Origin of the sequence: Streptomyces sp. AJS327 (assembly GCF_013450295.1) — a bacterium.
Classification (GTDB): domain Bacteria; phylum Actinomycetota; class Actinomycetes; order Streptomycetales; family Streptomycetaceae; genus Streptomyces.
Genome location: NZ_SKBR01000001.1, coordinates 352,167 through 373,229, shown reverse-complemented (window position 1 = coordinate 373,229; position 21,063 = coordinate 352,167). Strand labels below are relative to the sequence as shown.

18 protein-coding genes, 1 tRNA gene and 1 riboswitch are annotated in these 21,063 nt (G+C 73.6%); of the genes, 15 read left to right on the top strand and 4 right to left on the bottom strand.

The window, feature by feature from the left end:
* Window positions 1–97: 97 nt before the first annotated feature.
* The 9 genes from E0L36_RS01405 to E0L36_RS27305 all read left to right on the top strand — a co-directional run bounded on the left by E0L36_RS01405 (window position 98) and on the right by E0L36_RS27305 (window position 8,216).
* Window positions 98–541 (top strand): Rrf2 family transcriptional regulator, encoded by a 444-nt coding sequence (locus E0L36_RS01405; RefSeq protein WP_180927019.1) that lies wholly within the window; start codon window positions 98–100, stop codon window positions 539–541.
* A 140-nt stretch (window positions 542–681) separates the two neighbouring features.
* The gene (locus E0L36_RS01400; protein ID WP_180927018.1) at window positions 682–1,875 is read left to right on the top strand and encodes a globin domain-containing protein; all 1,194 of its coding nucleotides are present in this window, start codon (window positions 682–684) and stop codon (window positions 1,873–1,875) included.
* Window positions 1,876–2,257: 382 nt separating this feature from the next.
* Window positions 2,258–2,461 carry a DUF3311 domain-containing protein gene (locus E0L36_RS27310; RefSeq protein WP_308416590.1) on the top strand — a complete coding sequence of 68 codons (204 nt, stop codon included), beginning with the start codon at window positions 2,258–2,260 and terminating at the stop codon, window positions 2,459–2,461.
* Window positions 2,462–2,502: 41 nt separating this feature from the next.
* The gene (locus E0L36_RS01390) at window positions 2,503–4,143 is read left to right on the top strand and encodes a sodium:solute symporter (RefSeq protein WP_258015975.1); all 1,641 of its coding nucleotides are present in this window, start codon (window positions 2,503–2,505) and stop codon (window positions 4,141–4,143) included.
* A 214-nt stretch (window positions 4,144–4,357) separates the two neighbouring features.
* On the top strand, window positions 4,358–4,687 hold the full coding sequence (locus tag E0L36_RS01385) for a DUF6412 domain-containing protein (RefSeq protein ID WP_180927016.1): 330 nt from the start codon (window positions 4,358–4,360) through the stop codon (window positions 4,685–4,687).
* A 166-nt stretch (window positions 4,688–4,853) separates the two neighbouring features.
* The gene (locus tag E0L36_RS01380; protein ID WP_180927015.1) at window positions 4,854–5,666 is read left to right on the top strand and encodes a membrane protein insertase YidC; all 813 of its coding nucleotides are present in this window, start codon (window positions 4,854–4,856) and stop codon (window positions 5,664–5,666) included.
* Between the two features lie 645 nt (window positions 5,667–6,311).
* A complete protein-coding gene (locus E0L36_RS01375; protein ID WP_180927014.1) occupies window positions 6,312–6,977 on the top strand; it encodes a hypothetical protein in 666 nt (221 codons plus the stop codon).
* Window position 6,978: 1 nt separating this feature from the next.
* Window positions 6,979–7,431 carry a phage holin family protein gene (locus E0L36_RS01370; protein ID WP_308416589.1) on the top strand — a complete coding sequence of 151 codons (453 nt, stop codon included), beginning with the start codon at window positions 6,979–6,981 and terminating at the stop codon, window positions 7,429–7,431.
* Window positions 7,407–8,216, top strand: coding sequence for a DUF3618 domain-containing protein (locus E0L36_RS27305; RefSeq protein WP_258015858.1), 810 nt, complete (start codon window positions 7,407–7,409; stop codon window positions 8,214–8,216). Before E0L36_RS01370 ends, E0L36_RS27305 begins: the two co-directional genes overlap by 25 nt.
* 308 nt (window positions 8,217–8,524) lie before the next feature.
* On the opposite strand, the gene E0L36_RS01360 is transcribed toward E0L36_RS27305, so the two are convergent.
* The 3 genes from E0L36_RS01360 to E0L36_RS01350 form a co-directional block, all read right to left on the bottom strand.
* The gene (locus E0L36_RS01360; protein ID WP_180927013.1) at window positions 8,525–9,595 is read right to left on the bottom strand and encodes a Gfo/Idh/MocA family oxidoreductase; all 1,071 of its coding nucleotides are present in this window, start codon (window positions 9,593–9,595) and stop codon (window positions 8,525–8,527) included.
* Window positions 9,596–9,736: 141 nt separating this feature from the next.
* Window positions 9,737–10,057 carry a multidrug efflux SMR transporter gene (locus E0L36_RS01355; protein WP_180927012.1) on the bottom strand — a complete coding sequence of 107 codons (321 nt, stop codon included), beginning with the start codon at window positions 10,055–10,057 and terminating at the stop codon, window positions 9,737–9,739.
* A gap of 31 nt (window positions 10,058–10,088) precedes the next feature.
* Window positions 10,089–10,153, bottom strand: a riboswitch (guanidine-III (ykkC-III) riboswitch).
* A gap of 221 nt (window positions 10,154–10,374) precedes the next feature.
* Window positions 10,375–12,702, bottom strand: coding sequence for a transglycosylase domain-containing protein (locus E0L36_RS01350; RefSeq protein ID WP_180927011.1), 2,328 nt, complete (start codon window positions 12,700–12,702; stop codon window positions 10,375–10,377).
* 277 nt (window positions 12,703–12,979) lie between these two features.
* Between E0L36_RS01350 and E0L36_RS01345 the strand changes: the two genes are divergently transcribed.
* The 4 genes from E0L36_RS01345 (at window position 12,980) to E0L36_RS01330 (ending at window position 16,916) form a co-directional block, all read left to right on the top strand.
* Window positions 12,980–13,789, top strand: a complete 810-nt coding sequence (locus E0L36_RS01345; RefSeq protein WP_180927010.1) for an ABC-2 family transporter protein — start codon at window positions 12,980–12,982, stop codon at window positions 13,787–13,789.
* Between the two features lie 55 nt (window positions 13,790–13,844).
* Window positions 13,845–14,609 carry an ABC transporter permease gene (locus E0L36_RS01340; protein ID WP_180928519.1) on the top strand — a complete coding sequence of 255 codons (765 nt, stop codon included), beginning with the start codon at window positions 13,845–13,847 and terminating at the stop codon, window positions 14,607–14,609.
* A 244-nt stretch (window positions 14,610–14,853) separates the two neighbouring features.
* Window positions 14,854–15,921 carry an ATP-binding cassette domain-containing protein gene (locus tag E0L36_RS01335; RefSeq protein WP_180927009.1) on the top strand — a complete coding sequence of 356 codons (1,068 nt, stop codon included), beginning with the start codon at window positions 14,854–14,856 and terminating at the stop codon, window positions 15,919–15,921.
* A gap of 179 nt (window positions 15,922–16,100) precedes the next feature.
* Window positions 16,101–16,916, top strand: a complete 816-nt coding sequence (locus tag E0L36_RS01330) for an alpha/beta fold hydrolase (RefSeq protein ID WP_180927008.1) — start codon at window positions 16,101–16,103, stop codon at window positions 16,914–16,916.
* A 143-nt stretch (window positions 16,917–17,059) separates the two neighbouring features.
* Here E0L36_RS01330 and E0L36_RS01325 read toward each other — a convergent pair whose 3' ends face one another.
* Window positions 17,060–18,370, bottom strand: coding sequence for an SGNH/GDSL hydrolase family protein (locus E0L36_RS01325; protein WP_258015856.1), 1,311 nt, complete (start codon window positions 18,368–18,370; stop codon window positions 17,060–17,062).
* Window positions 18,371–19,035: 665 nt separating this feature from the next.
* Here E0L36_RS01325 and E0L36_RS01320 point away from each other — a divergent pair.
* Window positions 19,036–20,664: a DUF445 domain-containing protein gene (locus tag E0L36_RS01320; protein ID WP_374705472.1), complete on the top strand. Its 1,629-nt coding sequence runs from the start codon at window positions 19,036–19,038 to the stop codon at window positions 20,662–20,664.
* A gap of 279 nt (window positions 20,665–20,943) precedes the next feature.
* Window positions 20,944–21,025, top strand: a tRNA-Leu gene (locus tag E0L36_RS01315).
* Window positions 21,026–21,063: the final 38 nt, after the last annotated feature.

Sequence of the window (21,063 nt, the reverse complement as noted above, 5' to 3'; positions counted from 1 at the left end):
CGGTGCCACGTGTGCCCGGTGGCCGCACCCGCCGGGGCATCGCCCGCCCCTCCCGGTTAATTTGCATCTCAGATTCCAGTTCAATAGTCTGCGTGGCGTGAGGCTGACCAAGAGCACCGACATCGCACTGCGCGTCGCCATGCGCCTCGCGGTGCTCGACGACGCGGCGAACCCGACCACCCGCGATGTCGCGGACGCGGTCGAGGTGCCGTACCACCACGCGGCGAAGGTGGTCAGCAGACTGCGGCAGCTCGGCGTCATCGAGGCGCGGCGAGGGCGCGGCGGCGGGCTGGCACTCACCACGTCCGGACGGGCGGGCTCGCTGGGCAGGCTGGTCCGGGAGCTGGAGGGCGTCGGGGACGTGGTCGGCTGCGAGGACGACCCGCCGTGCCCGCTGCGCTCCGCCTGCCGCCTGCGGAACGCCCTGCACGTCGCGCAGGAGGCGTTCTTCGCCGCCCTCGATCCGCTGACCATCGACGACCTGGTGGCGTCGCCAACCGGTCCGGTCCTGGTCAGCCTCTCGGCCCGCCCCGACAGCTGATTCGTCGCCCGCGTCCGCCCACCGCCCACGCCCGCGCGCCGCACCCCAACCGCCCGCACCCACACCCACACCCACACCCACACCGAGTGTCCTCATCACGACCTAAAATTTGCATCTCAGATGCGTGTTAGGAGTCGTCCATGCTGTCTCCCGCGTCCACCGAGACCGTCCGCGCGACCCTGCCCGCCGTGCGCGGGGCGATCGGTGAGATCACCCCGCTCTTCTACGACAGGATGTTCGCCGCCCATCCGGAGCTGTCGCGGGACCTGTTCAACCGGGGCAACCAGGCGAACGGCAGCCAGCGGCGGGCGCTGGCCGGTTCGATAGCCGCTTTCGCCACGGCCCTCGTCGAGCACCCGGAGACCCGGCCGGACTCGCTCCTCGCCCGGATCGCCCACAAGCACGCCTCGGTCGGCATCACCGCCGACCAGTACGGGATCGTGCACCGGTACCTCTTCGAGGCCATCGCGGAGGTCCTGGGCGGGACCGTCACCCCGGAGGTCGCCGCCGCCTGGGACGAGGTCTACTGGCTGATGGCCAACGCCCTGATCGCCATCGAGCGGCGGCTCTACGAGGAGGCCGGAGTGGCGAACGGCGACCCCTGGCGGACCTGCCGGGTGGTCGCGCGGCTCCAGGAGACCGAGGACGTCGTCACCTTCCTCGTCGCCCCCGTCGACGGCGGAGCGATCCCGGCCGCCAGGCCCGGCCAGTACGTCTCGGTCCAGGTCCAACTGCCGGACGGGGCACGCCAGATCCGCCAGTACAGCCTCTCGGGCAGGCCCGACCGGGCGCTTCAGTTCTCCGTCAGGAGGGCCGCTGGCGAACCGGCCGGTGAGGTCTCCCACCATCTGCACGACCACGTCCACCCGGGCGACCGGCTCCTGGTCAGCGCCCCCTTCGGGGACGTGGTGCTGGAGGACGGCGACGGGCCGGTGCTGCTGGCCTCGGCCGGGATCGGCGGCACGCCGATGATCGGCATGCTCGCCCACCTCGCGGCCACCGGCGCCACCCGGCGGGTCATCGTCGTCCACGGCGACCGCGACCCGCTCTCCCACGCCTTCCGCGCCGACCTCGACCAACTGGTGCGGAAGGTCCCCGACGCGTCGGCCCACGTCTGGTACGAGCACCCGGCCACCGACTGGCCCGCGCACCGCACCGGCCTGGTCGACCTCACCGGCGTCCCGATCCCCGCCGACACCACCGCCTACCTCTGCGGCCCGCTTCCGTTCCTTCGCTCGGTGCGCGCCCAGCTCCTCACCGCGGGTCTCCACCCCTCCGCCGTCCACTACGAGGTCTTCGGCCCCGACCTCTGGCTGGGGCACGACGGCTCCTGACGGGGATGTCACCGACGCCCGGGCTGGCGACGGCACTTCGGCCCGCCCGTCGAAAGGTCCCAGCGCGGAGGTGTACACCCGGCTCGCCGGGTACGTCGGCCGTCCCGGCACGGCGCAGGGCCGACGAGCACGGGGTGCCGCTCCGCCAGTAGCCACGAACACGGCCCGGCACGGGGGGACTTCGCGGAGCGGTCGGCGCCACCGGATGACGCGGTTCGCCGACTCCGGGCCCGCCCCGACGGTCGCGTCGCCCGTACCCGCGGGTCCGCCCTCCTCGTACCCGTGCGTCCTCGCGCCCGTGAGCACCCGTGCTCGGGGGAGGGGCCCGTCGCGGGCGGTGCGGTGGTCAGCGAGGGCGCCGGTCGGGTCTAGGCTCCCGCGCGTGCGTAGACGTCCTCATCTGCTCTGGCTGCTCGGCCCGTTCGTCCTGTTCCTGGGGGCCGTGCCCCTGGTGAACCGGGTGCATCCGACGGTGGGCGGGCTGCCGTTCCTCGTCTTCTGGATGCTGCTGGCCACGCTGGCGACCCCGGCGCTGGTCTGGTGCGCCTACCGGGGCGACCGCCGTTCCCGGGCGGCCCGCCGGTGACCTCCGACGCGGCCGTCGCGACCTCGATCTTCGCGGCCTTCATGGTGCTCACGGTGGTGCTGGGGCTGCTGGCGCTGCGCGGCCGGAGGCGCGGCCACGAAAGCGGCCTGGCGGACTGGTCGGTGGGCGGGCGCAGCCTCGGCACGGTCTTCATCTGGGTGCTGATGGCGGGCGAGAGCTACACCAGTTTCAGCTACCTGGGCGCCGCGGGCTGGGGCTACGACTTCGGCGCCCCGGTGCTCTACGTGGTGGCGTACATGTCGTGCGGCTACGCGCTCGGCTACCTGGTGGGGCCGATGCTCTGGTCGTACGCGCGGCGCCACGGCCTCGTCGGCATCACCGACATGGTGGCCCACCGGTACGGGCGGCCGTGGCTCGGCGCCGCCGTCGCGGTCCTGGCCACCGTCTTCCTGCTGCCCTACATCCAGTTGCAGATCACCGGCATGGGGGTGGTCGTCTCGACGATCTCCTACGGCGCGATCAGCCTCAACTGGGCCTACTTCCTGGCCTTCGCGGTCACCACCGGCTTCGTGGTGCTCAGCGGACTGCGGGGCAGCGCCTGGGTCTCGGTGCTCAAGGACGTTCTGGTCATCCTCACCCTCGGCTTCCTCGCGGTGTACGTCCCGCTGCACTACTTCGGCGGCTACGGCGAGTTGCTGCACCAGCTGACGAACAGCAAGGCCGAGTGGCTGACGCTGCCCGGGCACGACTCCGGCGGGCTGGGCGAGGGCTGGTTCATCTCCACGAGCCTGCTGAACGCCCTCACCATCGTCATCTTCCCGACCACGGTGGCCGGTTACCTGGGCGCGCGGGACGCGGAGGCGCTGCGCCGGAACGCCGTCCTGCTGCCGATCTACAACGTGCTGCTGTTCGTGCCGATGCTGCTGGGGCTCGCGGCGCTCTTCGTGGTGCCGGGGCTGGCCGGCGCCGACTCCAACCTCGCGCTGTTCGAGATGGTGGTGGACTCGCTCCCGGCCTGGGCGGTGGGCGTCATCGGGGTGGCGGCCGCGCTCTCCTCCATCGTGCCGATGGCGGTGTTCATGCTGGTCATCGGCACCATGTGGGGGCGCAGCGTGCTGGGCGCGCTGCCGCGGCTGGCGGGACGGCAGAAGCTGTGGTCGCAGATCGTGGTGGTCGTCGCCGGGGCGCTGGCGCTCCTCCTCACCTACGCCGCGCCCACCACGCTGGTTCGGCTCTCCCTGATCAGTTACGAGGGGATGGCGCAGCTGATCCCGATGCTGCTGCTGGGACTGGTCTGGCGTGGGCTGACGCTGGCGGGGGCGCTGAGCGGGCTGACCGTGGGGGTGACGCTGGTCTGCTGGCTGGTGTTCACCGGCAACGACCCGGTGTGGGGCGTCAACGCGGGCCTGGTGGCGCTGGTGCTGAACCTGCTGGTGGCGCTCGCGGTGACGTGGCTCGGGCCACGCCCGGCGCCCGACCCCCGCCCCGACGCCGAGGTGCTGGCCTCCGACGAGGACGACCTCGCCCCACTCCACGCCGGGGAGGCGGTCGGCCCCACGGGCACCGTCACGGACGGCGCGGCGGTCATCGGAACCGGGGCGGGGACGCGGACGGCGGGGCGGACGGCGGACGGAGCGGCGGACCGTCCGGCGGGGCCTTCTGCCGGGACAGGGGACGCGGGCGGGGAACCGGGGGCCGGGGCCGGACGTTGGGGGAAGTGAGCGGAGCCGGAACGGGTGTGCGAGCCACCCCGTCCCCAGGGCGGCCCCCGGTGGGGCCCGGCAGAGGGGGCAGGCGGACGGCCGGGTTCCGCGCGACGGATCACGGCGCCCGAAGGGGCTGTTGTGCACGGGTCCCGTGACACCACGGGGCTGGTGCCCGGGGACTCGTGACGAGCGCGCCCGGGTGGGGACGCGGAGGCGAAGGGGGGCAGGGATGATCAGCCGTACGACGCGGGCCCGTTGGGCCCTGCTGACCGGCCCGCTCCTGCTCCTCGTCGGCTTCCTGCTCGCCCAGAGCGGCCTGGGAACGGCCGTCACCGTCCTCGCGACGACCGCGGCGGTCGCCCTCCTCCACCACGCCCTGCTCCACCTCGCGCCGCCCCCTCCCCCACCCACCGGGCGCATACGCACGGCGATACGGGACCGGGCTCTCCGTACCGCCTACCTGCCACAGCGCGATCCCGACGCCGCGGGCCGCCCGCGCCCGCGCGCCCCGGGCCGTCCGCACCGGACGGCCACGCGGGGGCACTTCGCGCTCTCCTGACGCCTCCTGAACTCGTCCGAGTTCCTCTGAACTCCCTGAGTTCTCCAGGCTCTTCTGGCTCCGGGCCGCCGCGCACCACGCGCGGGGCGGCGCGGAGTCAGGCCCGCGTGGCTCGTCACGCCGACTCCCGTCCTTCGGCACGACGAGACCCGTGGAGGGCTCCACCTTGTCCACTCTCGGCTCCTGGCTGGCGCGACTGTCCGACGCGCTCAGCCCGCTCTTCGGCGCTTCGGCCACCGCCGCCGCCATCGTCATCTGCACGCTCGCGGTGCGCCTCGCGCTGCACCCGCTGGCCCGGGCGGCGGTCCGCGGCGAACGCGCCCGCGCCCGGCTCGCCCCCGAACTGGCCCGCGTCCAGCGACGGCACCGGAACGACCCGGAGCGGCTGCGGCGCGAACTCGGCGCCCTGCACCGTCGCGAGGGTGTCTCCCCGGCGGCGGGCTGCCTGCCGACGCTGCTCCAACTCCCGGTGTTCTTCGTGATGTACCACCTGTGCACCACCGACCGGACACTGCTCGAAGCGGACCTGTTCGGCGCCCCGCTCGGCGGGCGCTGGGCGGACGCGCTGCGGGACGGCGGAGTGCTGGGCACCCACGGCCTCGTGTACCTCGGGCTGTTCTCGGTCATCACGGCCGTCGCCTGCTGGACCTTCGTCCGCACGCGCCGCGTCGCGGCCCGTAACGCGGCGGCGAACGCGGACCGGCGCGACGACCGCTCCACCGCCAGAAACTCCCGGAACGCCGGGAACACCGGGAACGCTGGGAACGGCATGACGCCTCCGGGCGGGGCCGCGCTCACCAGGCTGCTGCCGCTGCTCCCCTTCGGCACCCTGGTCACGGCGGCGGTGGTGCCGCTGGCGGCCGGACTGTACCTGGCGACGACGACCGCGTGGACGGCGGCCGAGCGGGCGGCGCTCCGCGCCGGACTGCCGGACCGCGCACCGTCCGGCCCCGGTCGTCCGCACCGAAAGCCCAGCTGAGCGGTCCGGCGGAGACCATGATCGCCCCGGCGGAACCCGCGGTGACGCGGTGGCGGGTGACGCGGTGGCGGGAGCGCCCGGTGGTGTGGGGCGGGGCTCCGGACCCACCCCGGGCGAGGGGCGGGGCTGCGGGCGGCCCCGCCCCGCTCGTCGCCCGGTGCCCGTCACTCGGCGCCCCGGCACTCGATGTCGTCACCGCTGTTCACCAGCGCGTATCACCACCGCCGTTCACCAGCGCGTATCCCACGGCGTGTTCCGTCTTTCGTCACCGCATATCTCGTTTGTCCCGTTTCGTGGGGCTCGCGAGGGGTATCCGGCTGGCGGACGGCCCTGAGCGGGCGCACCCCCGCCCGGTGGCTGTCCCGCCCCGGCCCGCGGGCCCCCGCGGGCCCCGTCCGGGCGGCGGCCCGGAGGACAGTACGGCGGCCCGGACAGCGCGCGTCAGCGCGCCGGAGCGGCCCCGGCCGCGGGCGCACCACGGCGAGCCGCGGGCACACAACAGCGAAGCAGGCGGCCCACCGGCACGGCCGAGGTGGCCGACGGCGTCGGCGGGCCGCCACCCGCCCGCGGTGACACCCCACGGAGGCGCCGCACCACCGGAACCCCGGTGGAGGCGCGCGCCACCGCACACCCCACGGAGGCATCATGAGCACGCAGACCGCCCGTCCCGGCAGCGAACGGGCCCAGGAGACGGGGCAGTTGCCGAGCGGCCCGGACCCGCCCCGGCCGACGTCCGACGCGGGCGGCGGGAGCGGCGGCGAGCAGCGGGGCGGCGCCGGTGAGCGCGCGCACGCCGTCGCCGACGAGGCCCGGCAGCAGGCGGACAGCGCGCTGCACGAGTTGCGGGACCGGGCGACCGAGCAGGCCGGTTACCAGACCGAGCAGGCGGCCCGGGCGCTGCGGCAGTGGTCCGGCGACCTGGCGGACCTGGCCGAGCACGCCACCCACGACTCCCCCGCGAAGTCCCTGACCGCGCAGCTCGCGGACGGCAGCCAGCGCGCCGCCGAGTACCTGGAGCGCAACGGCCTGGACGGGGTGTGGGGAGAGTTGCGCTGCCTGGCGCGCCGCCGCCCGGCCGCGTTCCTCGGCGGAGCGGCGCTCGCCGGGCTGGTCGTCGGCCGGGCCGCGCGGGCGCGCGGCGGCTCCACCCCGTCGGACGGATCGTCGGACGGATCGGAGCCCGGTGGGGGACCTGCGTCCGGTGCGGGGGCGGCACCTGGTACGGGGGCGGCGTCCGGTGCGGGGGCGGGCGGTGGTTCGCGAACCGGCGGCGCCAGCGGGGAGACAGCCCAGCGGAACGCGGAGGTGTGAGATGTCGAGCATGCCGACCACCCGGCCGCGGGCGCGCGAGCGCGCGTACCCGGCGGAGGAGACACACCCGCCCCACGAGGGCGACTCGATGGGCGAGTTGCTCGCCGAGGTGGCCTCGGACGTACAGCACCTCGCGCACCAGGAGGTGGAGCTGGCCAAGGCGGAGATGCGGGAGGAGGCGAGCAAGGCGGGTCAGGCCGCCGGGATGTTCGGCGGCGCCGGTTTCGCCGGGTACATGGTCGCCCTCTTCCTGTTGCTGGCCGCCGTGTTCGGGCTGGCGAACCTGATGGACATCGGCTGGGCGGCACTGATCGTCACCGGCGGCTGGGCGCTGATCGGGGCGGTGCTGTTCCTCGTCGGGCGGATGCGGATGCGCTCCGTGTCGCCCAAGCCCACCAAGACCGTGGAGACGCTGCGGGAGGACGCCGAATGGGCACGTCATCCGACCAGGTGAGAGCCGATATCGAGGCCACCAGGGAGAAGCTGTCACGAGACGTCGACCGGCTGACCGAACGAGCCGACCCCCGGCGGGTGATGCGCCGCCGGACCGACCGGGCACGCCACGCCATGAACCGCACCCGGGAGCGCCTGATGGGACACGTCGAGCACGAGCCGCACTCCAGCCACCACCATCCGTCCTACCGGCACGCGCACCAGCACGAGCACGCGGACGGACACCGGCACCGGCACGAACACGAGCACCACCACGGCCAGGGGCACGAGCACGGCCACGGGCACGGCCCCGGTCACCGGCACGGTCGCGGCGAGCACCACGGAACCGGCGGCCGTGGGAAGGACGAACCGCACGAGCGAGGCCACCACGACGGCGGGCGGCACCATCCCCACGGGGAGCGTGCCCACCAGGCGGCGCGGAGCATGCGCGAGGCCACCCGCGGCGTGCGGGACAGCGCCGGGCAGGCGGCCGGGAACGCCAGGGAACGGGCGAGTCAGGCGGGCCACGGTGTGCGCCAGGCGCCCGAGCGGGCCGCCCGGCGGACGGGTGGCAGCCCGATGGCGGCCGGTCTGATCGCCTTCGGCGCGGGGCTGCTGGCGGCGTCCGCGTTCCCCGCCTCACGGGCCGAACGGGAGGCCACGGCACAGCTGTCGGAGCAACTGGGCGACTCCGTGGAGCCGGTGCGGCGCTCGGCCACCGAGTCCGCGCGGAAGCTCAAGGACGACGCGGTGCGCACCGCCCGGCGCGCGGCCGACGACCTCCGCACCACCGCCCGCCACGTCTGACCGCCGCCCCTTTCGCTCCCGGCGCCGCGAACCGGACCGCGTCGGGAGCCCCCGACCGCACCGGGAGCCGCACCGGACGCCGGGGGCTCCGCGTGCGACGGCCACCAACGGCCCGTCCGGACCGGTCAGTTGGGCCGACCGTACGGACCGGGGCCAGGCGGCCCGTCGGAGTCCGGAGCCAGGAGAGGCGCCCTGGACCCGGCCGGGCAGGCATCCAGCGGCCTGACTCCGCCCGGGAGTTGGGCCGATCGGGTTCGGGGCTCCGAGACCCCGGCACCGCCCGGGAGTTGGCGAGGACCGCTCAGGCGTCAGGGGTTGAGGCGGACGGTCCGGCCGTCGGCCGCCGAGGTACGCGCCGCCTCCAGGACGCGCAGGCCCTCCGCCGCCTCCCGCGCGGTGACCGGGGGTGGGCCCGCGCCGCGCACCGCGCGGGCCATCGCCGCGTAGAAGGCCGGGTAGTCACCGGGGCGGGAGGGCACCGTCCGCCGTGCGTCCAGCGAACCAAGCGTGCCCCAGGCGGAGTCGGGCTCGGTTCCCCAGCCGGGACCGCCCGGCACCGCTCCGGCGCGCAGCGCCGCCTCCTGCGGGTCGAGGCCGTGGCTCACGTATCCGGCCTCGCTGCCCAGCACCCGAAAGCGCGGCCCGAGCAGCGGCGCGGTCGCGCTCACGTGCAGGTGGGAGCGGACGCCGTCGCGGTGGGCGAGCGCGAGGAAGGTGTCGTCGTCGGCCTCGGCTCCCGCGCGCCGCGTGTCGACCTCCGCGTAGACGGTGGTGACCGGGCCGAAGAGGGTCAGCGCCTGGTCCACCACGTGGCTGCCCAGGTCGTAGAGGAGACCGCCGAGTTCGGCGGGGTCGCCGGACTCCCGCCAGACACCGCGCGGCTTCGGGCGCCAGCGCTCGAACCGCGACTCGAAGCGGTGCACGGTGCCGAGCGCGCCCTCGTCGAGCAGCGCGCGCAGCGTCAGGAAGTCGTTGTCCCAGCGGCGGTTGTGGAAGACGGACAGCGCCAGTCCACGGTCCTCGGCGAGGCTGGCGAGCCGGTACGCCTCGGCGGCGGTCCCGGCGAGCGGCTTGTCCACCACGACCGACAGCCCGGCCTCCAACGCCCGCCGGGCCAGGGTCACATGGGTGCGGTTGGGCGAGGCCACGACGACGAGGTCGAGGCGGTCGGCGCGGGCGAACAGCTCGTCCACACCGCCGACGACGGTCAGTTGGTCCCCGTGGGCGGCACGGGCCGCGGCCCGCCGTTCCGGGTCGGCGGTGACGACGGTGTCGAGGGTGAGGTCCGGAGCGGCGGCGATGAGCGGCGCGTGGAAGACGGAGCCCGCGAGCCCGTAGCCGATCAGTCCGGCCCGGAGCGGGGTGGTGGCGGCGTCCATCCTCCAACTGTCCCAGCTCGCCGGGGCGTTCGGGCAGCCACCCCACGGGTTCGGGTGCGCCTCCGGCCGGGCGGCCCGGAGCCGCGCCGCCGGTCACCCCGCTGCCGCCCGGACGGACGCCGGGCGGCGGGGGCGGGCGGGTCAGTGACCCGAGGTGACCTTGAGGCCGACGATGGCGGCCAGCAGCAGGACGATGAAGAAGATCCGGACAGCGGAGGCGGGCTCGCCCAGCGAGGTCATGCCCACGATCGCGGCTCCGGCGGCACCGATACCGACCCACACCCCGTAGGCGGTGCCGATCGGCAGGGACTTGGCGGCCTGCGCCAGCAGGATCATGCTCGCCGCGAAGCCGAGCACGGTGAAGACGCTGGGCCACAGGCGCGTGAAGCCCTCGGTGAACTTGAGCCCGATCGCCCAGCCGACTTCGAGCAGGCCAGCTATGGTCAGCAGAATCCAGGCCATGACGGCACCTCCGTGGTGGTGACACTGCGGGGGTGCGCCGTCTTGTCCTGCCCGGTACGACGCGACTCGTCGGGTCCGGTGACGTGTTCCGCGCGGTGAAGCCCGCGCCCGTCGACCGGCGATTCCACGGTAGCAAACCGCTCACCAGCGCGAACACCAGGGATCGGCCCGAGGTGACCGCCGGAGCTGACACCGCCCTCGCGCCGGACGTCGGGCGGCCCGGCGCCCGGGCACGCCGAACGCCGGACCGGAGCCCACTACGCACATACGGTCACGCATGGTGACGCGCGGTCACCGTGCGGGGCGGGCGGTGGCGGTCAGTCGCGGGAGCGCGCCCCGTACGGGCCCTGGTCGACGCCGCCGTTCAGATCGCCGCCGGGATCACCGCCCCCCGGAGTGCCGGGATCACCCCCACCGGGGCCGCCGTCCTGGCCCTCGGTCGGCGGGATGCCCGGGCCGGTGGGCGGGGGCTCGGTCGGCGGCGGGTCGGTCGGGATCTCCGGGATGCTCGGGCCGTCGTCCGGCGGCTCCTCCGTGGTGGGCGGCGGCTCCTCGGACGGCGGCTCGGACGGCGGTGGCTCGGTGGCCGGCGGCCCGCTGGACGGGGGCGGGGTGGTGGGCACGTCGGCGTCGCCCCCGTCGGTGTCCAGATCGAACTTCTTCACGGGACGGCCGTCCAGCGCCTCCTTGGTGTAGGCGCCCCAGATCTCGGCCGGGTAGCCCCCACCGTTGATCCGCTTCTGCCCGGCCGCCCCGTAGAGCGGCTTCTGCGCCCCGCTCTCCGAGTCCTGACCCATCACGCTGACCACCGTGGCGAGGTCGGGCGTGAAACCGGCGAACCAGGCGGCCTTGTCCTCCTCCGCGGTGCCGGTCTTGCCCGCCGCGGGGCGCCCGGCGGACTTGGCGGCGGTGCCGGTTCCCCGGTCGACGACGCTGCGCAGGATCGCCGTGGTGGAGTCGGCCGCGACCCGCGGCACCTCCTGCCGCGGATCGTGCTCCGGCAGTCTGATCACCTCGCCGCCCCGGGTGGCCTTCTCGACCAGCCGGTAGTGGCCGTGCTTGCCGTGGTTGGCGAGGGTGGCGTACGCCTCGGCCATGTCCATGGTGGAGGCGGTGGCCACGCCCAGCGCGATCGACCCGTCCTCCGGCATGTTCGGGGTCTCCTTGGGGAGCCCCAGGTCGATCGCGGTGCGCTTCACCCTCTTCGGTCCCACGTCCACGCCCATCTGCGCGAAGACGGAGTTCACCGACTTGTCCATGGCGGTGGTGACCGGGATCTGGCCGTAGGACTTGTGGTCCTCGTTCTCCGGGGCGTAGTCGGTGCCCTGGCCGTCACTCACCACCTCGCGCTTGTTGGTGCCGTCGTAGACAGTCCGCGCGGTGATCGTCTCGCCGTCCTGCGTCTTCGACTCGTTCCGCACGGCCGAGGTGAAGATGAACGGCTTGAAGGTGGAGCCGACCTGGTAGTCACGGCGGGTGGCGTTGTTGACGTACTGCTCGGTGTAGTCGATGCCGCCGTACATCGCGACGACCTTGCCGTTCTTGGGGTCGACCGAGGTGCCGCCCGCGCGCACGTACTTGTCGACCTTGCGCTGCTTCCTGTCCAGCTGGGACATCAGCTTGTCCTCGACGGCGTCCTTCATCGCCTCCTGCTTCTTCCGGTCCAGCGTCGTGGTGATCCGGAAGCCGCCCGCCGCGAGGCGCTGCTCGTCGACGATCCCATTGCTGATCAGGTAGTTCTTCACCGCCTCGACCACGTACCCGCGCTGTCCGGAGAGGCCGTTCGGCGGCTTGGCGACGTCCGGCTGCGGGAACTTCATCGCCTTCCGCTCCGCCCGGTCCAGCCAGCCCTTCTCGACCATGCCGTCCAGCACGTAGTTCCACCGCGCCACGGCACGGTCCCGGTTCTCCGGGTGCGCCCGCACGTCGTACGCGTTGGGCGAGTTCACCAGCGCCGCCAGATAGGCGCCCTCGGCGGTGGTCAGCTTGATGGCGTCCTTGCCGTAGTACGCCTGCGCGGCGGCCTGCACCCCGTAGGCGTTCCGGCCGAAGTAGCTGGTGTTCAGATAGCCCAGCAGAATGTCGTCCTTGCTCACCTCGCGATCCAGTTTGATCGCGATGAAGAACTCCTTGGCCTTCCGGGACAGCGTCTGGTCCTGGTCGAGGTAGTAGTTCTTCACGTACTGCTGGGTGATCGTCGAGCCGGACTGCTTTCCGCCACCGGTCACCGTCTTCCACGCCGCCCGCACCATCGCCTTCGGGTCGACGGCGGACTCGCTGTAGAAGTTCCGGTCCTCGGCCGCGAGCACCGCCCGCTGGGTCGACTTCGGGATCTGCCCGAGGCTCACGTTCTCCCGGTTGATCTCACCGTCCCGGGCGATGGTGGAGCCGTCCGAGTACAGGTAGACGTTGCTCTGCGCCGCCGCGGCGGCGTTCGGCGGAGGGATGCTGACCAGCAGATACCCGGCGACGAGCGCACCGGAGACCAGGAGGACGAACAGCAGCACGCCCCCCAGCACCATGCGCCAGGTGGGAACCAGTCTGCGCAGGCCGGTTCTGCGGCGGGCACCGTCCGGCGCCTCGGACCGGGATCGCTCCCCGGCCTCTCCGTCGTCCGCGGCCTCGCTCTTGGCCTCGTCACTCATATCAGCAGGGACTCCTCGTCCGCCGTCGGGCGGCCGTCTCGTACGGGCCGCCCCGTTCAACACTGTCGCATCATCCGTGCCGTCTCCCGTCGTCGAGCCACCCCCTCCTCGGTCGGTGGGCGGAGCGACCGGATGTGCCACCTCACCTCATCCGGTGAAAAACCCGTGGCCGGTCACCGGCGGCCCCGGCTAGGCTCCCCCGGTTTGTGTCCCCCGGGTTCCGGCACCGGCACCGTACGCACGTGCTATAGAGAAGACGGAGGAGGAGCACAAAAGGATGCGTCCGCTCCAGCTCTATTTCGCCGTCGCCGTCACCGGGTTCCGCCGTTACGCCACCTACCGGGTCGCCACGGTCGCCGGTGTGTTCACCAACACGGTCTTCGGGTTCGTCCTCGCGTACACCTTCATCGCGCTGTGGAGCGAACGCCCCCAGCTCGGCGGATACGACCAGGCCGAGGCGCTGACCTTCGTCTGGACGGGACAGGCGCTCCTCGCCACCGCCTCCCTGATCGGCGGCGGCTTCCAGGAGGAACTCCAGGAGCGCATCCGCTCCGGGGACGTGGTCATCGACCTCTACCGGCCCGTCGACCTCCAGCTCTGGTGGCTCGCCTCCGACCTGGGCCGCGCCCTGTTCCATCTGCTCGGACGGGGCATCGCGCCGATGGCCCTCGGGGCGCTGGCCTTCCGGCTCAGCCTGCCCGTATCCCCGCTGACCTGGCTGTTCTTCCTGGTCTCCGTGACGCTCGGAGTGATCGTCAGCTTCGCCATCCGCTACCTGCTGGCCCTCAGCGCCTTCTGGCTGCTCGACTCGAACGGGCTGACCATGCTCAGCATGCTGCTCAGCACCTTCTTCTCCGGGATGCTGCTGCCGCTCACCGTCTTCCCCGGCGTCTTCGGGGAGATCGTCCGCTGGCTGCCCTGGGCCGCGACCCTCCAGGTGCCGGCGGACGTGCTGCTCGGCCAGCGGCAGGGCGCCGGTCTCGCGGCGGCCCTCGCCTTCCAGTGCTGCTGGGCGGCGGTGCTGCTGGGCGCGGGGCGACTCCTCCAGTCGCTCGCCACCCGCCGGGTGGTGGTCCAGGGTGGCTGAGGGACGCCTCGTCCAGGGCTGGTGGGGGCTGCGTGCCTACGGTCACACCGTGGCCATGTGGGTGCGCTCCACCATGACCTACCGCGCCTCGTTCGCGCTGCTGACCTTCGGCAACCTGGCCACCACCGCGCTGGACTTCGCCGCGATCTTGATCATGTTCTCGCACGTGGACCAGCTCGGCGGGCTCGCCCTCCCCGAGGTCGCCTTCCTCTACGCCACCTCCACCACCGCCTTCGGCCTGGCCGACCTGTTCCTCGGCTCCTTCGACCGCATCGGCTCCCGCATCCGCGACGGCACCTTCGACACCCTGCTGGTGCGGCCCGTGCCGGTCCTCGCGCAGATCGCCGCCGACCGCTTCGCCCTCCGCCGTCTCGGCCGGATCACCCAGGGCGCCGTGGTGCTCGGCTGGTCGGTCACCGCCGTCGACGTGGCGTGGACCCCAGAGAACATCCTGCTCACCGTCCTGATGCCGATCAGCGGGGCGGTGATCTTCGGCTGCTTCTTCGTAGCGGGCGGCGCCTTCCAGCTGTGGGCACAGGACGCCGCCGAGGTGCAGAACGCCTTCACCTACGGCGGCACCACCCTCCTCCAGTACCCCCCGGCCGTCTTCGGCCGGGAGCTGGTACGCGGGGTGACGTTCGTGGTGCCCCTGGCCTTCGTCAACTGGCTGCCCGCCCTCCGGGTCCTCGGCCACGAGGACCCCCTCGGCCTGCCCGGCTGGGTGGACTGGGCCGCCCCCGGCGTCGCGGTCCTGTGCTGCGCGCTGACCGGGCTGCTCTGGCGCGCCGCCCTGCGCGGCTACCGCAGCACCGGCAGCTGACCCCGCGCCGCCACCCGTACGCCCGTGGTCCCGTAGACCCGTACGGGGAGGGCCCCGGAAGCGGGACGGGACGGCGGACGGACAGCCGGGCGGACGGGTGGAGGGCGGGAGCGGGCAGACGGGGGGAACGGGCGGGCGGGGAGGGGCTGTTGGGCGGGGTGCGGCACGGGCGGCGGCGCGTCGGAACGGAACGCGGCAGTCGGCACGGAACGCGGTACGGACGAGGAGAGGGAGAGGGACGGCTGTGGGGACGGACGCGAACCGGGGCGATGACCTCATCGAGGTGACGGAGCTGGAGAAGGTGTTCCCCGTCCGGCGGAGAAACGGCCTGCTCCGCCGGACCCGCACCGAGGTACGCGCCGTGGACGGCATCAGCTTCCGGGTGCCGCGCGGCGAGATGGTGGGCTACATCGGCCCGAACGGCGCCGGGAAGTCCACCACCATCAAGATGCTGACCGGCATCCTCACCCCCAGCGGCGGCCGTCTGCGCGTGGCCGGGATAGACCCCGCGCGGCAACGCACCGCGCTGGCCCGGCGGATCGGAGTGGTCTTCGGCCAACGGACCACCCTCTGGTGGGACCTGCCGCTGCGCGACTCGTACGGACTGGTGCGCCGGATCTACCGCATCCCGCCGTCCCGCTTCCGCGCCAACCTCGACCGCTGCGTCGAACTGCTGGAGCTGGCACCGCTGTTGGACACCCCCGTACGGCAGCTCTCGCTGGGTCAGCGGATGCGTGGCGATATCGCCGCCGCGCTGCTGCACGACCCCGAGGTCCTCTACCTGGACGAGCCGACCATCGGCCTGGACGTGGTCAGCAAGACCCGCGTCCGCGCCTTCCTCCGCGACCTCAACTCCGAGGCGGGGACGACCGTTCTGCTCACCACCCACGACCTGACCGACATCGAGCAGCTCTGCCGCCGGGTGATGGTGATCGACCACGGCAGACTGATGTATGACGGCCCGCTGACCGGACTGCACGAGGCGGGCGAGGGCGAACGCACCCTGATCGTCGACCTGGACCGCGAACTGCCCCCGATCCGGGGGATATCCGGCGCCCGCACGGTGCGCACCGAAGGGGCCCGGCAGTGGCTGGCCTTCCCCGCCTCGGAGAGCGCCGCGCCCCTGGTCGCCCGGGTCGCCGCCGACTACCCGCTGGTCGACCTCTCAGTACGGGAACCCGACATCGAGGACATCGTCGCCCGGATGTACACCCGCCGGGGCCTCGCCTCCACGCCCAACACCCCGGACGGGCAGGGTGGTAACGCCCCGGACGGGCAAGGCGGCAACCCCCCGGACGAACAGGGCGGTTGAGACGGCGGCGCCCGCCCCGCACCCGTCCCGCCCACGCCCGGCGGGTCAGCGTCCCCCGGGCCAGCGGGGGTTGGGCGGGGCCCGGCCCGTACCGTCGCACCGTCCGCGCCCCGCCCGGCGATACCGTCGTACGCGCCTCGCCCACACGCCACCGCCCGCCGAGGAAAGGACCGACCGACGTGTCCACCGCCCCGACGCCCCCGGGCCAGCACGCCACGGCGACCGACGGAGCCCGTATCGGCTTCGACACCGCCGGTACCGGCGAACCCCTCGTGCTGCTCGCCGGTCAGGCCAACTCCCGCCACTGGTGGGACCCCGTGCGCGCGGACTACACGGCGGCTTACACGACCATCACCCTCGACTGTCTCGGCACCGGTAGCAGTGACAGCCCACGGGACGCCGAGTGGAGCACCCGGCGCTTCGCCCGGGACGTGATCGCGGTGCTCGACGCGCTCGGCCTCGCCCGCGCCCACGTGTACGGCACCTCGATGGGCGGCCGGATCGCCCAGTGGGTCGCCGTCGACCACCCCGAACGCGTCGGGGCGCTCGTCCTGGGGTGCACCAGCGGCGGCGGGGCCGGAAGAGTCCCGACCGAACGGGACGTCCTCGCCGCGCTCGGCAAGGACACCACGGGCGAGTTCCTCACCGGCCTGATGGTCGGTGAGCGGTGGCGACGCCAACACCCGGGTCCGCTCCCGGTGTTGGGCGACAGCTCGATGAGCGACCACGCGAGGCTCGCGCACCGCCGGGCCAGCGCCCAGCACGACGCGTGGGCGGGACTGCCGCACGTCAGCGCACCGACCCTGGTGCTGCACGGCACCGACGACCGGATGACCCCACCCGCCAACGGGGAGCGGCTCGCCGCCCGCGTCCCCGGGGCGACCCTGCGCCTGCTCGACGGGGCCCGCCACGCCTACTTCCTGGAGCACCGCCGGGAGGCCACGGACGCCGTCCTGGCCTTCCTGGCCGCTCACCCGATCCCAACACCCCACTGAACCGGACCGGTTGGCGGCACCCCCGGAGCGAGGACCGACCAGCCGGGCCCACAGCGGAGTTGGCCGGACCACCGGGGCGGGAAACGGCCAGGCGGAGCTGGGCGGAGTTGGCGGGGGCTCGGACGCGAACGGGACGGTGCGCACTACAGCTTGGCGGGGGTGGAACCCTTCAACTGCTTGAGTTCCAGGGCCTCGGCCATCGCCCGGTAACCGTTGTCGCTCGGGTGCAGGTGGTCGCCCGAGTCGTAAGCGGGGCGCAGCCGCCGGGGGTTGGCCGGATCGCGCAGGGCCGCGTCGAAGTCGACGACGTGCTCGTAGACCTTGCCGGACCGGATCGCCTCGTTGACCTGCTGCCGGACCGACTCCAGACGGGGGCGGTAGCCACGGTGGCCGCCGAACGGTGTCAGCGTGGAGCCGACCACCCTCAACCCCCGTGCGCGCGCCTCGCGTTCCAGCTTGCGCAGGCCCTCGATGATGCGCTCGGGGTCGCGCTGTCGCGGGATCTTGATGATGTCGTTGAGGCCCATCTCGATGACGACCGCCTTGACGCCGGTGCGTGACAGTACGTCTCGCTCCAGCCGACTGATCCCACTGGGCCCGTTGTTCGGTGAGAACTTGCTGCCGTTGACGAGCACCCGGTTCCCGCTGATGCCTCCGTTGAGCACCGAGTACCGGGGGGCGCCGCGCTCGTTGCGCAGCCGCTCGGCGAGGAAGTCCGTCCACCGACGGTTGGCGCCGGGACTGGAGGTGATGCCGTCGGTGATGGAGTCGCCCATCACCGCGACGGCGCCCTCGGTCTCGGCGCTCCACACATCCACCCCGGTCAGGTAGCGCCAGTACGGGCTCTGCTGGGTGAACGCGGAACCGGCCGCCTCCGAGGCCCGGTCCCCCTCCGCGACGTAGCTGGTCTGCCGCGCGTAGGGGTGGTATGTCACCGGGCCGGAGGGCGTCGGGGAGTACGTGGTGACGAGCAGGTCCGCCGCGTGCGGCACGTTCAGCCGGACCGCGTCGCTGGTGACGGCCTCGCCCGCCGGAATGGTCACCGACCGCTTGTTCCCGAAGCTGAGCCGCCGCATGCTGCCGCTGGCGGCGGTGGGGTTGCTGGGGGCGGCGGCGAGCGCGAGCGTCGCGTGCGTGATGGTCAGGGGGCGGTTGCCGTAGAGGTTGGACAGTTCGATACGGGCGCCGGTACCGCCGACCGAGGTGTGTACGACGTTCCGTATCGAGGTGTCGGCGAAGCCGTCCCTGGTCTTGGGCTCGGCCGCGACGGCCGGTGCCCCCCAGGTGCCGACCCACTTGCCGGAAGAGGCGGGCGCCGCCGGGTTGCGCCCGCTGGGTGACATGGCGTCGAGCGACTCGTCCTTCCCTCCGACCCCGATGAAGATGGCCGTGGAGACCAGGACCACGATCGCCGCGAGTCCGGCGAGCAGGGCATAACCCATATTCCTGGTCATGCGCGGTGATTCCCCTCGGGCTGGCGGAGCCCGAGGCTCCGAAGTGTTCGGCGGTCTCATGATCCCATGAGTCGGTCCCCGTTTTCGCAAGGGCCCGACAATCCGGGCGGTGACGTCGCTCTCCGCACCGCCGCGTTCGGCCACGCGCCACACCGCCGACACAGGTCGGCGGCCCCCTCGCGCGGGCCGTCCGGGCCGTCCGGACAACGACGACCGGACGCCACCCCCGGGCCACCGCGTCATCGAGCGCCCACCCCCCGGCGGACCGCCAACGACCGCCGCACCACGGGTCGTCCACTCGTCATGGCCGAGTCGGCCACCACGTCATCCGCAGAGACAGACGCCAGCTACGCGTGCCACGTTCCGCTCCCCCGAACGTTGCGACAATACGGTGACCTACGGCGCCTCTGGCCCCCGCACGGCCCGCCTCCGGTCACGCCCCGCGCCCACCCGACGCCCCCACAGACGGCTGCCCGGTACCCGGAAACGCGAGGCGGCACCCGCCCGCGCGCGGGTCGCCCGGCCCGGCCCGCCCCCGTTCCCACCCGACCGCCCAACCCGGCCCGGCCCGCCTGGCCGCGCGCCTCGCACCGCCTCGCGTCCGGGCCGTCGCGGGGATCGCGCGGGAGGCCCGTCTCCGGGGATCGCGCGGGCGACGGGCGAGAATGGCTCCCCGGGCCGCACTCGACCGGGCCCGGCCCGCACGGGCGGCCCGCCGTCGGGACGGAGCGCGAACGCCCGTGACAGGACTGGAACGACGCGGAACGGCAAGCCGCCCTCGCGGGCGCGGAACGGTGGAACGGATGGAACGGGACGAGCTGGAGGTCTCCCCGCAGCGGACGACCCCGGGCACGGACGCGGCCACCGGCACGCGCCACACAGCCATCCCCGGCCCTCCCGGCGGGCCCGGCGGCCCCGACGCCCCCGGGGACTCGGGCGGCCCCCGGGGACCGGGCGGTTCGGGTCGTTCCGGAGGTTCCGGAGGCGCGGACGGTCCCGGAGGTCCGGGGGCTCCCCGGGGGCCGGGCGGCTCCGGGGGGTTCTCCCCCGCCGACGCGGAACGGCGGCGCGGCGTACGCCGGATGAAGACCATCGCGACGGGCGCGCTCGGCTTCATGGCCGTGGTCTACGTCTTCGCCACCTGGGCCGAGAACTCCGGGGCGGGGGCCTGGGCCGGGTTCGTCGCGGCAGCGGCGGAGGCCGGGATGGTGGGCGCGCTGGCGGACTGGTTCGCGGTCACCGCGCTCTTCCGGCACCCGATGGGGCTGCCGATCCCGCACACCGCGATCATCCCCACCAAGAAGGACCAACTGGGGCACAGCCTGGGGGAGTTCGTCGGCGAGAACTTCCTCTCCGACGAGGTCGTACGCCAGCGGCTGCGCGCGGTCGGCATCGGTTCCCGGGCGGGCGCCTGGCTCGCCCAGCCCGCGCACGCCGACCGGGTCACCCAGGAGCTGTCGACGGCGCTGCGCGGAGCGCTCACCGTGCTGCGCGACTCCGACGTACAGGCGGTGGTGAGCGAGGCGATCACGCGCCGGGCGCGGGCCCAGGAGGTCGCACCGGGGCTGGGCGCGCTGCTGGAACGGGTCGTCGCGGACGGCGGCCACCGGCGTCTGGTGGACCTGGTGTGCGCCCGCGCGGCGGAGTGGCTGGAGGAGCACGGCGACTCGGTGATGGGCGCGGTGACCGGCGGCGCCCCCGGCTGGACCCCCCGGTTCGTGGACCGGAAGGTCGGTGAGCGGGTCTACCGCGAACTGCTCCGCTTCGTCACCGAGATGCGGGACATGCCGGGGCACCCGGCGCGCGCCGCCGTCGACCGGTTCCTCACCGACTTCGCCCGCGACCTGCGCGAGGACCCGGCGACCCGGGCCCGTGTGGAGCGGCTGAAGAACGAGGTGCTCGCCCGGGACGAGGTGCAGGACCTGATCGCCTCGGCCTGGGGCGCCGTCCGCTCCATGCTCGTGGCGGCGGCGGAGGACGAGCAGAGCGAGTTGCGGCTGCGAGCCCGCACCGCGCTGCTCGCGCTGGGCATGCGACTGGAGCGGGACGGCCGTCTCCAGGGGAAGGTCGACGGCTGGGTGGAGGGGGCGGCCGTCCACCTCGTCACCACCTACCGGAACGAGATCACCTCGCTGATCACCGAGACCGTCGCGAGCTGGGACGCCGAGCACACCTCCAAGAAGATCGAGGCGCACATCGGCCGCGACCTCCAGTTCATCCGGATCAACGGCACGGTGGTCGGCGCGCTGGCCGGGCTCGCTATCCACACCGCCACCCACCTCCTCGGCGTCTGAACCCGGCAGGACCGATCCGCACCGGAACAGCCGGGACGAGACGGAACGGGGCGGGTCTGGGACGGGTCTGGGGCGGGACAGCGGGTCTGGGGCGGTGGGACGGGAGCGGCTCGGGTCCGTGTCCGAACCCGGAGCAGAGCGACCCCGGGGGACGGAACCGTGAACCGCACCGGGAGGAACCCGGGAACGGTGCCGGGAGGGAACCGGAGCGGGCGGACGCTCGCACCGGTCCGGGCCGGGCTTCGCCGCACGGCGGGGGCCGCAGTACGATGCCGGAACGCGCGAGTGCCGGAATTGGTAGACGGGACGGCTTTAGGTGCCGGTGTCTTCGGACGTGGGGGTTCGAGTCCCCCCTCGCGCACCGCGAATCCCCTGTCGGCCCGGGGGCTCCCCTCCTCC